Raw genomic sequence first — 15,096 nt, 5'->3', positions numbered from 1 at the left:
TTGATACTGTCCGCCTCAAGAACGGACGGCAAGCCAGCTTGCAAAGCTTCGGGCGCCGCGCCCGATCCCACCCGGCCTGATCGGACCTCGCAGCCCGGTAGCGATCCGCCCCGCCATTACGCTGGACTTCACGGCTGATGGTTGATGGAGATCGTCCCAAGTGGCGCGCGATCGACCGCAACGAGCAGCGCATGCTGAGCCATCGAGAGATCTCCTCTCGTTCAGGAAGGCTGAGCGCCTGTTTGGCACGGTGCCGATCCGGAGGACGGATGCCGCCGGTCGGCGAGATCACTGAGAAGACCGACGAGGACTCCCGGTCAAATCGGCGTCCGATCGAACTCATCGGCTCGCCGGCCTGCCAGCGATCCCAGATCTCGGATCGCTGGGCCGCCGAGTAGTAAATGCGCCGTCGCTGTTTCATGTCCACACTCCATCTTTGCTATAAGATTAGAGTGTTGCGCTGACCAATTGAGCCCACCGCGCAAAGCGGCCGTTCGTACTCAGACAACCGTCCCGCGACCGATAAGAACACAACACTTTAAAACCAGGCTCGGGAAGGGCGCCTACGCGCGTTTCCCTATTGGCACCACGTTTCCATCGTTCCGCGGCACTAGGGACACGACTGCCGCCCTTGCGAGGTCTTCCAAGGCGGTCGCAATGTATTTCGCGTAGTGCCGCTCGATCATTTTGACTGAGGTGTTGTGCAGTTTGGCGACCTGTTGGATAGGCAAGCCCTTTCGGAGACCTCGCACTATGCTCGAGTGCCGCAAAGCATAGGGAATGACCTTTGGCATACCTGCGCGCTCGCGAATGGCCTTCCAAGGACGTGCAAGTTCGGCTCTTTTCCACGGACCGCGTTCAGACTTCTTCCAGGCGATACCCCCCGGCTCCTGTTCATGGAGCCATCGCTCGAAAAGAGGTGCATCGCTTGGCCGCCCGGCGAGTGCGGGTAAAAGCACCGCAATTACATCGTCACCCACTGGGACCGGGACTGAGCCACTATTACCCCCGCGCCCCTTGTAGGAGCCCGGCACCATCAGACGCCGTGCGGAAACCTGTACGTCGCCCACGCGCATTCGCCTGACTTGGGCATACCGCGCGCCGGTCGCGGCCAGACATACGACGATCCGATATAGATCGCCATTAAATCCTTGCTCTTGATCGACTTCATACGCAGCTTGAAGGACGGCGCCAACCTCCTCATCTGTAAGAATCTGGTTATCCCGAGCAACCGACCCATCATCATCATCATCGATCCGCTCGGCTTTGAAGCCGGCCTTCACAATGGCGAGGAACGTCGGGTTTAGTTTCTTCCGATCCGCCGACAGCCGCGGCCACGCGGCGTTCAGTGCGGCCTTGAGGTCATTCACAAAGCGCTGCTTGGTCGTGACCTTCAGGTCCTCCGGCAAACCCTCACGCCACATTATCAAGTCGTCCTCTTTCAGTGCATGCAGATGTACCGAGGCGAGAGCAGCAGCTTCAGCAGCTTCCTGGTTGCCCCGCTTTTCTTGACCAAGAACGTAGCGACGCAGTTTGGTGCGGGCGTCGGATAGGACGTCGCGACCTGTTCGGCGCCTTTCTCGAGCGTCGCGTTCCTTGACGTAGGATTCAATGGCCGATCGCACGGTAGGAGGCGGGCCCGCCGCCTGCGACGCGGCTTCTATTCTGGCTCGGGCTACGGCCTCCCGTGCCGTTCCCACAGCCTGTTCGAAGGTCAGGATTCCATCGGCGGGCTTGTCATTGATGTCGTTGGCGACGCCGACTTGCGCCTGCTTGTAGTTGCCGCCTTCGTAGTGATTACGCCAGCGGACAAGCCAAATGCCGCTCTGTCTTCCTTTGCGATAGCCTAGATGCGCTTCCGCATCGAGGCGACGCCAATGCACGCCGAACTCGAGCCTGGAGCGCGCTTTAGCCGTCGTAACTTGAGCCTCGGCGAGTGTCTTCGACATAGCGTTCGTCGTTTTTCGTTGAATATCCGTTGAATATAAATCCCTGTACATTGACGAACAATACCGGATTGTCGGAATTTAACATATTGAAATTATTGAACATCAGCGAACGGCGGCGAACGGAGAAGGATTTATTTTTTGGCCCTCTCAAGGCTGAAACAGGGGTTCGATTCCCCTAGGGAGCGCCATGTCATGATCCGCCTCTAACTTTTTCAATCGCTTATCCCGCGCTTGTAGATTTTGGCCCGCCGCGTTTGTAAGAGTGGTGTTCCTCTTCTGACCCCGCGCCGCCAGCCTCGGCCCGTTGATCGGTGATCAGGTTCGGCGCATGCGTTGCCGCGTCTTGCATCTTCGCCGCGCCGCTGTCCGCGCCCATGCCGCGAAGTCGTTGCCCAAGCCCTTCTTCGACCGGGGCATGCCGTACTCGGTGTACAGGTACGTGAGAGGCAAGACGCCACCCACGGGCTGCGGCTTGGGCATTGCGTCGATCGCGGCCGCCAGCGCATCCGACACCGGAATGTCAACATCCTCGCTGCCGTACGTGCGCTCAATGCGAATGCGGCGGCTTCCGTCTGCATCGTGATAGCCGTGCTGCGGCCCGAGCCGCACCACCTCGCCGCGACGGCTCACCGTCTCCAGGGCGAATTCGAGTACCAGGCGCTGTTGCGTGCCGAGCTTCCAGTACTTGCGATACGTCGCGATCGTCGGTCCAACTGTGATGCCCCTTTTGTTTTCGGCAGCTTGACGCGTGCGATGCCTTCGGCCGGATTTTTCCTGATCATCGCCGGAACCGCATGCAGCAGGAGGTGCCGGATCGCCTTTAGCCACGATCGCCGCGCCGATGGCGAGGTGATCTCACCCATGATTTTGACAAGATGCACCTCCGCCAAGAGCCACCCCCGCTTTGCGCCATGCTTCAATCGAAACTTCTCGATGATGCGCCGCCGCACATCCTTCGTATCTTCCGCAAGGTTTGTCCAATCGGTCGACCGATAATAGGAGACAATCAGAGCGTCGATCGTGCCCGGTGCGAAGCGAGTTGCATGCCATTGCCCGCCGGATGCCGCTGCCTTTCCCAGCCTAGTAGTTTCCCGGCTTTACTCGGATAGGTTGTCCATGCTAGATATGTGCAACTGCCCGATAATTTTTTGAATTTGATCCCAGACGCCGGTCCGTAACTTCGCGGGGCGATTCTCGAGGTTTTATTAGCTATTGCGACCTCGGGTGTGGTCGTTCCGCCGTTCTAGGCCGGACTGGCAGCACCAACAAAAGTTGGCAGAAATAGCAGATCCGGCTTCCAGAACAGAGGTCCACCTAAAGAAAAGCAGGACCTGCGGCAGCTACAGTCCTTCGTTTCTACCACCGCATTTTTGGATGGGAGTGACGGGATGCCATCAACCTACACTTTCAATTTTTCTAATGGTGAGGCGCCGTTTACGACCTGGATGAGTTCAGACGTAATCCCTGTCTCGGAGGGCGGCGGAACCCGGGTACTGCTCCCGGGGGATATCGACCCAAATCATATCGACGGTATCGGGCCGCTCTATCTCTTGGCGCACCTTTCATTGCCGACCGTCGGAGCTCCCGGTGTTCTGGATTTACGTGATGCGGCCATTTCGCTCAGTATTCGTGCAAAAGACTTTGACCCCAACGGGGCGAAGCTTGTTTGCTGGGTTTGCACCTACGTACCGGCGACCGATATCTCCGATGGATATCCTAACGGGCAACAGGTCACCAATTGGGCCTACACCGCTTTTGATCTTGCGCCTATCCTGGAGGCGAACCAGAGTGACGGTCAATATCATAACATCTCATTCACTCTCGACCCCGATCCGGCGAACTGGACCTATGCCGGCAACAATGTCTCCTCACAAGGTGATTGGGCGCAGCGTTACACCTACCTTGACCTCGACAAGACATTATCGCACGCCGACGCCACCCTGCACTTTGTCTTGATCGGGAACAAACCGGACGAAAAGCCAACTGGCTATATCGATATTCACGATATCACGGTAACGACGAATACGCCGGCCATTCCCTCCACGGCGCAATCGAACGCCCAAATTTTTTCGGGACTGGAAGATACTCCTCTGACGGGCACGTTGATGCCCGAATCAAGCGGACTGACCTTCAACTTGGTTCCGAATTCGGATCTGCGTGGATCGGTATCACTCAATTCCGCAACCGGCGAATTCACCTTCATCCCGGAGCCCGATTTTTTCGGACCAACAGATGTGATTGGAGAGGCTCGGTTTCAATACACATACTTCGATGGCACGACGACGAGTGGCCCCCAGACTGTCACGCTGTTTATCGGACCGGTCGATGATCCGCCGACACTGACGACCGCCAATGAGGATGTTGCGATCCAGTCGAACCGGCCATTCACGTTCACGCTCTTCAAAGGTACAGACGTCGATGAGCGTGCGCAGTTCAGTTTTAAGCTCGTTGACGGATCAGTGGTGGGCGGCACCGTTTCGCTTGATTCGGAAACCGGCGTTTATACTTTTACACCAAGCTCAGGGTTTACCGGGCTAGCTTCGTTTACCTACCTTCTGAGCGATGGATTTAACGATTCACTCCCAAAGACTGTTCATCTGACGGTCTCCGATCAGGCGCCGCCACTGCCGTCATTCTCGTCTATCGACGCCAAATTCATGGCCGGAGACTATGCGGGCGGCTATCACGACGAAATCCTTCTGGCTCAGAGTGGTAACGCAGTCGGCGCCTATAACTATGGGTTGCTGCTCAAATACGGAAATTACGTCAACCAGAACACCGTGCTCGCCGCAACGTTTCTCCGCCAGGCGGTGGGACTTATCGACGACGCCAGTATTCAGCTCGCTGGTCTGTACATTCAAGGCGATGGCGTCACGCGAGACTATGGTGAAGCACGGTCGCTCCTCATGGCCTTGCCGAATTCCGACGTTGCCCACTACAGACTTGGGCTTCTCGATGACCTCGGCTTTGGCTTGCCGGGCGGCGTTCCCGATCACGCATCGGCTGCTGGGCACTATCTGAAATCAGCAAAACTGGGCAATTCTTACGCCATGTTTTCGTTGGGCCGCCAATACCTCGAAGGCAGTGGCGTTGATCTTGATTATCAAGATGCCTATTTCTGGCTTGGGACAGCCCGCAAATATGGCACCGCTCTGGTGCCATCCAATATCCTTGCAATCGTCGATTACGACTTAAGTCTCGCTGCGGCTCAACTGAGCCCCGGCCAAGTTGCGGCACTTGATGCCGCTATCGGAAAGTGGTCTCCAGGGTCGGGTTCGCTTTTATTCGTTGGCGACACCTCGGACAACCTCATACGCGGGGGGCCGACTCAAAACTATCTGGTCGGTTATGCAGGGAACGACACACTCGATGATGGTCGAGGGGTCTCAGCACTGCAAGGCGGCTTAGGAAACGATCTCTATGTCGTGCGCGCGACGGGCGACACAATGACGGAGTTCGCCAATGAAGGCACGGACACCGTGTGGACGGCAATCGCGTCGTTTACGCTGCAAGCAAATCTGGAGCATCTGACATTCATCGGTTCCGGGGCATTTACCGGCACTGGCAACAATCTTAACAATGTCATTATCGGCGGATCGGGCGACGATCATTTGCTCGGGGGCGATGGATCCGATTATCTGATCGGACAAAGTGGCGACGATGCGCTGGATGGAGGTGTGGGTGCACCGAACAGCCTGCAAGGAGGTATTGGCAGTGATACCTACATCGTCCAAGCCACTGGGGATTCTGTCACCGAATTCAGTAACGAAGGCACTGATATAGTTCAGACCGCCCTTGGTTCATTCAAGCTCGCCTCCAACGTTGAAAATCTGATGCACATCGGAAGCAATAAGTTTGTCGGAATAGGCAGCGACCTGAGCAACGTTCTGATCGGCGGCAAGGGAAACGATTATCTTGTTGGATACGGTGGCAACGATACCTTAATCGACGGTGCAGGACTCAACACACTTCAGGGCGGCGCCGGTAATGACATCTATGCCGTGCAGTTGAACGCGGACACAGTGTTCGAATTTGCCAACGAAGGAACCGATCAGGTTCAAACTTTCTTGCCATCTTACACTTTATCCGCAAACGTTGAGAATTTGATTTTCGTCGGCGGGGCGTCGCATGTCGGCAAAGGAAATGCACTCAATAATGTCGTGACTGGCGGAACCGGCAGCGATGACCTCATCGGATTGGACGGCAACGATACATTTGTCGATGGACGGGGAATCAATACGTTCGAAGGTGGAAACGGCAACGATACATATGCCATTCAGTCAACGACAGATTCCGTTGTTGAACAGGCTGGTGGCGGAAATGATTCGGTGCAGACATTTCTGGCGTCATTCACGCTTCCCGCAAATGTTGAGAATTTAATATTCACGGGCGCTTTGTCCCACACCGGAACAGGAAACGAATTGAGGAACGTTTTCACCGGTACTTCGGCAGCTGACATCTTTACCGGCGTGGGCGGCAGCGATGTTTTCAATTACCGCGCTAGCAGCAACGGCCTCGACACGATCACCGATTTCAATGCTAACAACAGTAATACGCTCGAACACGATCAAATCGATCTACGGGGCCGAGGACTGAACTTCGGGTCACTCGCGATAACAACCGTTTCAGATGGGCTTGAAATTGGCATTCCCGGCGGCGATGTTATCCGGTTGAAAGGCGTTTTTGCTTCGTCACTGGATGCTGGCGATTTTCTCTTCTGAGTTAGAGCTGCATCAGAATTACGGTGACAGCGCACGAAACTCTCACTGGAGTTGAGTGCACTGTCACCGTAATCCGGCATTCGCGCCAAGCTGCTCAGCGACGGCGGCCCGACCATGTGGGCCGAGCTGATGGACGAGCTGCGCGAGATCCATCTCGGCTTGAAACCGAAGCGTCGAACCGGCCCAAGCGTAGGCGAACGGCTGCAGGCGGCCTATGAGAAGGTGGTGGCGAAGAGGGCCAAAGGCTGAGGTCAGCGAGGCGCAGCCCGCGATTGCCTGACGAACGTCGCGGGACAAGCAGCCTCACGCATACGCAAAAACGGCAACTGTCCCCTTCATAGGAAAGCTATTGAGCCGCCGTCACTCGCAACGATTTCCTCAGAGCCCGTTCGGGGCTCGATTCCGGATCCGCGATCGGGCGGCGGTAGGTCGCGACGCGGCGCAGCCAGCCGACCTCGAAGACACGGTTGGATGGAAGGTTGCGAACCCTCTGCTGCAGGACGAACTGCGCCGCATCGGCGAATTCGGCGCGCACGGCCTTCGGATCGCTGGTATCACCGTTCATCTTGAGCAGCACCTGCTTGAGACCCCAACCCTGCCGCCGCCCGGTCTCCCTGTTCATGGCGGCTTCGTTCGGGTTGGTGCCTTCGCCCTTGAAGTTGATGTAGTCGATCAGCGGATAAAAATTCTCGGAGGCGCGAATGACGCGCGTGAACTGGATGACGATATGTTCGCGCTCCGTGCCGTCGGGCGTCGTCTTGAGGATCTTCTCCATCGCACCTTGCGCCCGCGCCACCATGAATTGCGTCTGCTCCGGCACGGTGTCGAGCAGAAACTGCCTCAACTCTTTCATCTGCGGTGAGTTGGAGTTCTTCCTGAACTCGGCCCGGCTTGTCCACGGGTTGGCCGGAATTTGCGTCTGATCCAGCCAGGCGGGCAATTGCACGTTCTTCTTGCGCATGAATTCGAGCAGGGCCGGAAAGCTCTCTTCGTATGGCAGCCATTTGCCGACAGGAAACCAGATGAAATGACCGATTCCTAAGGAAGCGAATTCTTCGTTCGCACTCCATGCCGTGATCGCTTCACTTTTTCCGCCTGTTTCATTCAGCCAGATCTTCTGGCCGATCTTCTTCGCCAGATCGCCCGGCAAGACGAGCTGTGGTACAGGTAAATCCTTGGCTAAATCCTTGGCCTCGTGGCTCGATTTCCGTGCTTCCGGCATTTGAACGGCAGCTTCCGGCGCTGGCTTCGGCACCTCAGGCTGTCGCAGGACTGTTTCGGGTTCCGACTTCTGCGTGTTGGATGCTTGCGCGGCGCCAGGCCCACCCTGCTCTTTTTCGGTATCAGCGACGCCTGTCGCGGCCGGCGCGGCTGCTTCCGCCAATGCCGTTTGCGTCGCCATGCCAGCGACGATGACACACGAGAGCAGCAATGAGCCGCAAGCAAGCACCTTCGCGCTGTACCGTCCGGGTTTCGCTTGCCGTGCCGTTCTCCTGCCGCCACCCGCACGCCAGCGGCCAATGAAATCACCGCCCATGTCTATGTTTCCGAAGGCCAGCCTGACGGGAAGGGTCGTGCGGACGAACAACACGATGCGTATGGCGAAATCGTGGGGTCATAGCGGCGGCCCGGTGCCGAATTACGGTGACAGCACATAAAACCCCATAGTTTGAGTGCACTATCACCGAAATCCCCAATGCTCGAACGGCAGGTATGGCTAGCTTGAAATCCAATGCTGTCGGTGCGAGACAAGGGCAAGCTTGCCAACGCGTGGCGCAGCCTTCTGCGAAAGCCAATCACTTCATCTCGTTCAGCAGCTTCCGCGCTTCACCCAGCAACGCCTGAATCTGCCTTCGCTCGGCGATCGCATCCCTGGTGAACAGGCCGTGCTTGCACGCGTTCTGGTTTGCCCTCGGCGCGCCGGATCCCTGTGCACCGCCGTGCATGCGGCAGCGTTTCCTGCCGTTCACCGCCGGCGAACGACACGTGCCGCCGAAACGGGTTTTGGCGCCACAACGAGGGCTCGCCAGCATCGGGCCGGTATTTCCGATGTGATCGCTCATGCCTGTGCTTCCCGCTTGGCATCAGCGGGATCGCGCCGTCGTTTGGAGCCCGAGCCCTTCGGCGCCTTCCGCGCCGCGGATGCCGGGCTCTTGTCCGATACGATCACGCTCGCGTGCTGCGTGACGTTGCCGACAATGGCCTTGCCGCCGTCGCCGACCGACACGTTCTGCACCGTGATGGCGGGCTCGCCATGGCTACGGTAGCGGTTGAGCGCCTCGATCTGGGCGGGAAACGTGCGGGCAAGCCGGCCCAATGCGCGCGCGGCACTATCGTGCTGGGCGAGGTCATCGGCATTCGCGAGGTGATGGGCACATCGCATCGCCATCACATGAACCGAAACCATCTGCGCCACCAGCATGGCCTCGATGGAATCCCGGGGCTTGATGCTCTTCACCATCGAGATCATGAAAGAGAGGTTGACCTCGTCGGGACTCTCGCCGCTCACGCTGGCCTTTACCAATTGCCTGAGAATGCCATGCATCGCTTCGCGATCGGCGACCCCCAATGCGTTCGCCATGAGCTGTTCGCCGAGCTCCGGATCAGGATGGTCGATGGAGAATCCGTGCGACAGCAGCTTTATTCGCGGGGCTGCGGCAGTTTTGGTCTGGCCAGTTGCGGCGGTCGCCGTTGGCATGGTGAGGTCTGGAGCGGTGTTCATGTTGAGCTTCCCTGGCAGACGCGGCAAGCGCGCGGATCGACCACGCGCAGGCGATCGCTCGCCGCCGCGGGCCGGCGCAATTCCAATTGTGGGTGAGGATTTTTCGGCTGCAATCGCAAAGGACGTGCCCGCTATTGCGGGGCGACGGACGCGTACAGGATTTCAGAATAATGAAAGAATGCCCCTGATTTGCCCGACGTGTCAAATTGCTCCGTCGAATGCCGGCGGCCGCCTGCTACTTTGCATGGGGTTGTTTTCGATATTTGGGAGCGCGCACCTTCGAAGGGGAGTTATCCCGAACCGCTCATCGTGAGCGCGTACCACTCAGCCTTTCACCATATCCCCGAGCAAGTTCGCTGCGACCGTCAGCTTCGCGAGCGTGAGGCCGCTGGCATTGATCTCATCGACCGAGCGGCGGATGCGCGTCGCTTCAGGATGAGCCGCAAGCCAGTTGCCCGCAGCCTCCTGGCCGCTTTGGCCGGTTGCCAGCATGTCCGCAGCCAGCCTTCTTTCGGCGGCTGCGATCTGATCAATGGCGCGATCAATGGCGAGCCGTTCGTAATTGTCGTTTGCCGGGATGTTGCGTGCCGCGGCGATAAGGCGATCGAGGCGGAAATTAGCCTCGGCGGCGAAGAAGGTTGTGGCGGCGTCGCTGATGGTCCGGCTGGTGCGCTCCGCGACGGTCACGATATCTGGTGCCGAGACCAAGGCGTCGAGATCGGCGAGTTCGCCTGCGAGGTCGGCTGGGACGCCGGCATCGATCAGGTCCTGCCGTCGCTTGCTGCGCCCGGCCTGCAAGTCGTCCGGAAGGGTGTTGTCGAGTCCGGCGACGATCTCGCGGATGCTGGGGCCGAAGCGCGCGACGACTGAATCCAGGCCGGCCTTGAAATCAACATTGCGCACATACCAGACCATGCGGGAGAGCAGGAGATCCTGAATCGCCGCGTAGAGGGTAAGTTGCAATTGCCCGTCGATGCGGGTGTCCAGTCCATCGATCGCGTCATTCAGCCGCTTCAGACCGTAGGAATCATCCACCGCCACGAAGGCCATGACAATGGTCGACACATCGGCATCCGTCTCGTCGATCAGGCGCACCACACAGGCCGGTCCGCCGCGATTGATAATGGCATTGGCGAGATTGGTTGCGATAATCTCCCGCCGAAGGCGATGGTGTTCCACTGCAGATGAGAATTTGTCCTCAACCTCATCCGGGAAGTACTGCGACAATTCGCGGGCGAGATATGGATCGTCGGGCACGCTGGTGACGAGCAGATCGTCGTAAAGCGTCAGCTTGGCGTAAGCGAGCAGCACGGCAAGTTCCGGCCGGGTCAGGGATTGGCCGCGCCGGGCGCGTTCGGCGATCGCCGCATCGTCGGGCAGGAATTCCACAGCGCGGCTGAGGAGGCCGCGCTGCTCGAGCGACTGCATCAGGCGGGCGAGGAAGCCGGTCTCGGCCAGGCCCCTGCGTTCGGCCAGCGAGAGCGCCAGCGTCTGCAGATAATTGTTGCGAAGCACGAGGGCGCCGACCTCGTCGGTCATCGCGGCCAGCAGGCTGTTGCGGTCAGCCGCACTGAGGCGTCCCTCGCGCTCGGGGCGCGCCAGCGCGATCTTGATATTGACCTCGACGTCGGAGGTGTTCACGCCGGCCGAATTGTCGATCGCGTCGGTGTTGAGCTTGACGCCCTTCTGCGCCGCTTCGACGCGGCCGCGCTGGGTGACGCCGAGATTGGCCCCCTCGCCAATCACGCGGGCGCGGACATCGGCACCCGTGATCCGGATCGGATCGTTGGCGCGGTCGCCGGCCTGGTCGTCGTTTTCCGCCGACGCGCGGATATAGGTGCCGATGCCGCCGAACCACACAAGGTCCACGCGCGCTTTGAGGATTGCCGTCATCACCTCGAAAGGCGTAGCTTGCGGCTTGTCGAGATCGAGGAGGGTGCGCACTTCCGGGGCGAGCGGAATGGCCTTGAGCGAGCGCGAGAACACGCCGCCGCCTTGCGAGATCAGCGCCTTGTTGTAATCCTGCCAGCTCGACCGCGGCAGCTCGAACATGCGCACGCGCTCGGCGTGGCTGACCGCCGGGTCGGGCGAGGGATCGATGAAGATGTCGCGGTGATCGAAAGCCGCGACCAGCCTGGTCGCTGGCGAGAGCAGCATGCCATTGCCGAACACATCGCCGGACATGTCGCCCACGCCGGCGACGGTGAACGACATGGTCTGAATGTCGGTGCCGAGCTCGCGGAAGTGGCGCTTCACCGCCTCCCAGGCGCCGCGCGCCGTGATCCCCATCTTCTTGTGGTCGTAGCCCTGGCTGCCGCCGGAGGCGAAGGCATCGCCGAGCCAATGGTTCTTCTCGGTCGAGATCGCGTTGGCGATGTCGGAAAAGGTGGCGGTGCCCTTGTCGGCGGCGACGACGAGGTAGGGGTCGTCGCCGTCATGCCGCACGGTGGAGTCGGGCGGCACGATGATGTCGCCGTCGAGATTGTCGGTGAGTTCGAGCATGGCGCGAACGAAGATGCGGTAGGCTTCGGTGCCTTCGGCCATGAAGGCGTCACGATTGGAGGGTGGCGGCAGGCGTTTGGGCACGAAGCCGCCTTTGGCGCCGACCGGCACGATCACGGCGTTCTTGACCTGCTGGGCCTTGACCAGGCCGAGGATCTCGGTGCGGAAATCCTGCGGCCGGTCAGACCAGCGCAACCCGCCGCGCGCGACCTTGCCGAAGCGCAGATGAATGCCTTCGACACGCGGCGAATAGACGAAGATCTCGTAGAGCGGTCGCGGGGCCGGCAGGTCCTCGATCTTGCGTGCGTCGAACTTGAAGGAGATCACCGGACGCGGATGTCCGTCCTCGCCGATCTGCCACAGATTGGTGCGGATGGTTGCCTGCACCAGATTGGCGAAGCGGCGCAGGATGCGGTCTTCGTCGAGCGAAGCGACTGATTTGAGCTGCTCCTCGATCTCGGTGAGGAGGGTCGTCTCACGCGCCGAGCGCTCGGCGTCGGTGTTGACGAGGCGCGGATCGAGGCGGGCCTGGAACAGCGCGACCATGCTGGCGGTGATCGCGGTGTTCTTGCGCAAGGTCTCCCACATGTAGTCCTGGCTGAACGGAGCGCGGATCTGGTGCAGGTAGCGGGAGAGCGCGCGGATGGTCGAAACCTCCCGCCAGCTCAGGGCCGTACGCAGGATGAGGGCGTTGTATCCGTCGGATTCGGCCCGATCGCCGACCACCGCCATGATCGAGGCTTCGAGGCGATGGCCGAATTCCGAGTTGATCACGATCGGTTTGCCGTCGTTGGCCTCGATCGTCATGTCGTGCAGCCATACCGGCGCCGGCGCCGGCATGGCGCGAGGCACGATCTGATAGGTGCGCTCGTTGACGACGCGCAGGCCGTGATGCTCGATCACCGGCACCCGGTACGACAGCGACAGGGGTGCGCCATGCGAGAAGACCTTGAGACCGAAGCGCGTTGGATCGTCCTCGCCCTCGATGTGGTGGGCCGAAATCGCCACCGGCCGCGCCGGGGTGAGCTTTTCGATGGTGGCGATATCGGCAATCGCCTGCGAGGTGCCGAAGGCTTCGGTGTAGCCGCCAGTGAAGGCTTGGGCGTAACGGTTGGCGAGCATGCGCGCTCGCATGCCGTCGGTGGAGGTGGCGAGCGCCGCCTTCAGCTTGTCGCCCCAGGTCGCGGCGATGGCGCTGATCTCGGCTTCCAGCGTCGCGCGCTCGACGACAGGCGTTCGGCCCTCATAGCGCCCGATAATGTAGTGGACGCGCGCAAGCGATCCCTCGGGGAAGGAAGCGTAGGAGGCCGCCAAGCTCCCCTTATAGACCTGCGCCAGGAAGTCCGCGACGCGCGTACGCACATCGGTGTCATATTTCTCGCGCGGAATGAAGACGAGGATGGAAACGAAACGGTCGAACTTGTCGGCCCGTGCCAGCGCCCGTACGCGAGGACGCTCATAGAGCGTCAGGACTTCCATGACGAAATTGTAGAGCGTTTCGGCATCGACCTGGAAGAGCTCGTCGCGTGGATACTCTTCGAGGATATGCAGGGCCGCCTTGCCTGAATGACTGGCCGGGTCGAAGCCGGCGCGTTGCAGCACCTGCTCGACCTTGTGGCGGACATAGGGGATCTGCCGCGCCGAGCGGGTATAGGCACCCGAGGTGAAGAGGCCGACGAGGCGCAACTCGCCCTCGAGCCGGCCGTCGGGCGCATAGAGCTTGATGCCGACATAGTCCATGCGGACGCGGCGATGAACGCGGCTGTTCACATTGGCCTTGACCACCATGAGGACGGTCGGCTCGCGCATGAATTCGCGGATTTCCGGCGTCATGACCACCATTTCGGTGCCGCGGCGCAGGACCTTTACATCGGGATCACGCAGGATGCCGAGGCCTTCGCCCGTGCTGATGTCGTCCGACGCATCGGCGTCGGGCGAGAAGCGATATTCGCGCAAGCCCAGGAAGGTGAAATTGTCGGCGCACAGCCATTGCAGGAACTGGTTGGCTTCGGCGACCTCATCGATCGGCAGCGGCGGCGGATTGGAGCGGAAGGTCATGATCGCCTGCTCGACCCGGGCGCGCATGGCCCGCCAGTCGGCGACGCAAGAGCGCACGTCGTTGAGCGTCTCGGTCAGGCCCTCGATCACCTTCTGGCGGTCGGCATCAGCGTCCAGGCGCGCGATGTGGAAATGAATCAGGCTTTCGCGCGCGCCCTTTGCTCCCTCCGGCAGCGCTTCGCCGTAGAAATGCAGCAGCTTGCCTTGCTCGTTGCGCTCCACGGCGATGATCGGGTGGGCGACCAGCGTAACCTCGATGCCCTGCTCGGCGAGCTCCGCCATGGTGGAATCGAACAGGAAGGGCATGTTGTCGTTGAGAACTTCGAGCACGGAAATCTCGCGCCCGTCCGGCATCATCGGATTGACGACGCGGATGTCGGCACGGCCTGCCGTACGTTGCTGCACATGCTCCCAGGCCTGTTCCGCCAGGAAGGCCAGGGAGGCCGCATCGTAGTTGGCGAGGTCCTCCAGATTGGTATGGCCGAACAGATGCTCGGCAAAGGATCGGGGCGCCTTGCCCGGCTGCACGTTAGCCGCGGCTTCGTGGATCAGGGTCGCCCGGGCCTTGTCGTCACGCCACGACGCCATAAGGTTCTCCATTTCTCTCGCCGTCTGACCGCAGCCGCGATCGTTCGCTTGATTCTGGAGTGCATCTCTTTGAGCGCATCGCTTTGGCCTTGATCACGTACGCGCAATCCTCGGTCTCGGCGCCTCCGCAGCCCTTGATGATCATGCCATCAAATCTTGAGAAATGCATCTCCAGTATGCGTTTCAGCTGACGTTGAGAGGGCTTGCCTTGCCGGCACGTACGTTATCGGAGAGCTCCTTCTGAGATTGAGTGCGTTTCGCAACGAAGACAGGCCCTGCCTTGAGCGGTCGGGCACCGTCGAGGACCTGGACCGACCCCTGCCGTGGGGAACCGTGAACGTGCCGAAATGCCGGCACCGGCGCGTCTGACGTCGGTCCCGACGATCGTCGAACCATCAGCCAGCTGGCGAAATCACAAGGAGTTTCAATGAAATATGAGTTCGCCGTTCATTCTGAGCGGCGCGCCAGGCTGCGATTTTCTGCGATCCACTGCGACACTGTCAGACGCAGCGCTGCTTCGGGAGCGAGATGTTCTCGAACGACTGATTGCTCGCCG

9 protein-coding genes are annotated in these 15,096 nt (G+C 60.0%); 2 read left to right on the top strand and 7 right to left on the bottom strand.

The annotated features are described in order from the left end of the window. From KIP88_RS30565 to KIP88_RS30555, 3 genes are all read right to left on the bottom strand, one after another. The coding region (locus KIP88_RS30565; RefSeq protein WP_214491845.1) for a helix-turn-helix domain-containing protein at window positions 1–421 on the bottom strand (421 nt) is incomplete at its 3' end. 142 nt (window positions 422–563) lie between these two features. Beyond that, window positions 564–1,949 carry a tyrosine-type recombinase/integrase gene (locus tag KIP88_RS30560; protein ID WP_214491844.1) on the bottom strand — a complete coding sequence of 462 codons (1,386 nt, stop codon included), beginning with the start codon at window positions 1,947–1,949 and terminating at the stop codon, window positions 564–566. A gap of 315 nt (window positions 1,950–2,264) precedes the next feature. Beyond that, a complete protein-coding gene (locus KIP88_RS30555; protein ID WP_214491843.1) occupies window positions 2,265–2,777 on the bottom strand; it encodes a hypothetical protein in 513 nt (170 codons plus the stop codon). Between the two features lie 560 nt (window positions 2,778–3,337). On the opposite strand from KIP88_RS30555, the gene KIP88_RS30550 reads away from it, so the two are divergent. Continuing rightward, window positions 3,338–6,670 carry an Ig-like domain-containing protein gene (locus KIP88_RS30550; protein ID WP_214491842.1) on the top strand — a complete coding sequence of 1,111 codons (3,333 nt, stop codon included), beginning with the start codon at window positions 3,338–3,340 and terminating at the stop codon, window positions 6,668–6,670. Window positions 6,671–6,784: 114 nt separating this feature from the next. Next, window positions 6,785–6,919: a hypothetical protein gene (locus KIP88_RS30545; protein ID WP_374226529.1), complete on the top strand. Its 135-nt coding sequence runs from the start codon at window positions 6,785–6,787 to the stop codon at window positions 6,917–6,919. A 97-nt stretch (window positions 6,920–7,016) separates the two neighbouring features. Here the strand turns inward: KIP88_RS30545 and KIP88_RS30540 are convergent, their stop codons facing one another. The 4 genes from KIP88_RS30540 to KIP88_RS30525 form a co-directional block, all read right to left on the bottom strand. Then, on the bottom strand, window positions 7,017–8,207 hold the full coding sequence (locus KIP88_RS30540) for a hypothetical protein (protein WP_249791120.1): 1,191 nt from the start codon (window positions 8,205–8,207) through the stop codon (window positions 7,017–7,019). A gap of 259 nt (window positions 8,208–8,466) precedes the next feature. After that, complete coding sequence (locus tag KIP88_RS30535; RefSeq protein ID WP_214491841.1) at window positions 8,467–8,733, bottom strand: HGGxSTG domain-containing protein; 267 nt, start codon at window positions 8,731–8,733, stop codon at window positions 8,467–8,469. Next, the gene (locus tag KIP88_RS30530) at window positions 8,730–9,392 is read right to left on the bottom strand and encodes a hypothetical protein (RefSeq protein ID WP_214491840.1); all 663 of its coding nucleotides are present in this window, start codon (window positions 9,390–9,392) and stop codon (window positions 8,730–8,732) included. Before KIP88_RS30530 ends, KIP88_RS30535 begins: the two co-directional genes overlap by 4 nt. A 324-nt stretch (window positions 9,393–9,716) precedes the next feature. Beyond that, window positions 9,717–14,552, bottom strand: coding sequence for an NAD-glutamate dehydrogenase (locus tag KIP88_RS30525; protein WP_214491839.1), 4,836 nt, complete (start codon window positions 14,550–14,552; stop codon window positions 9,717–9,719). Window positions 14,553–15,096: the final 544 nt, after the last annotated feature.

Origin of the sequence: Bradyrhizobium sp. SRL28 (assembly GCF_018596315.1) — a bacterium.
In the GTDB taxonomy this organism is placed as follows: domain Bacteria; phylum Pseudomonadota; class Alphaproteobacteria; order Rhizobiales; family Xanthobacteraceae; genus Bradyrhizobium.
Note: the sequence above shows the minus strand (reverse complement) of the source record. Positions and strands in the feature narration are given on the sequence as shown.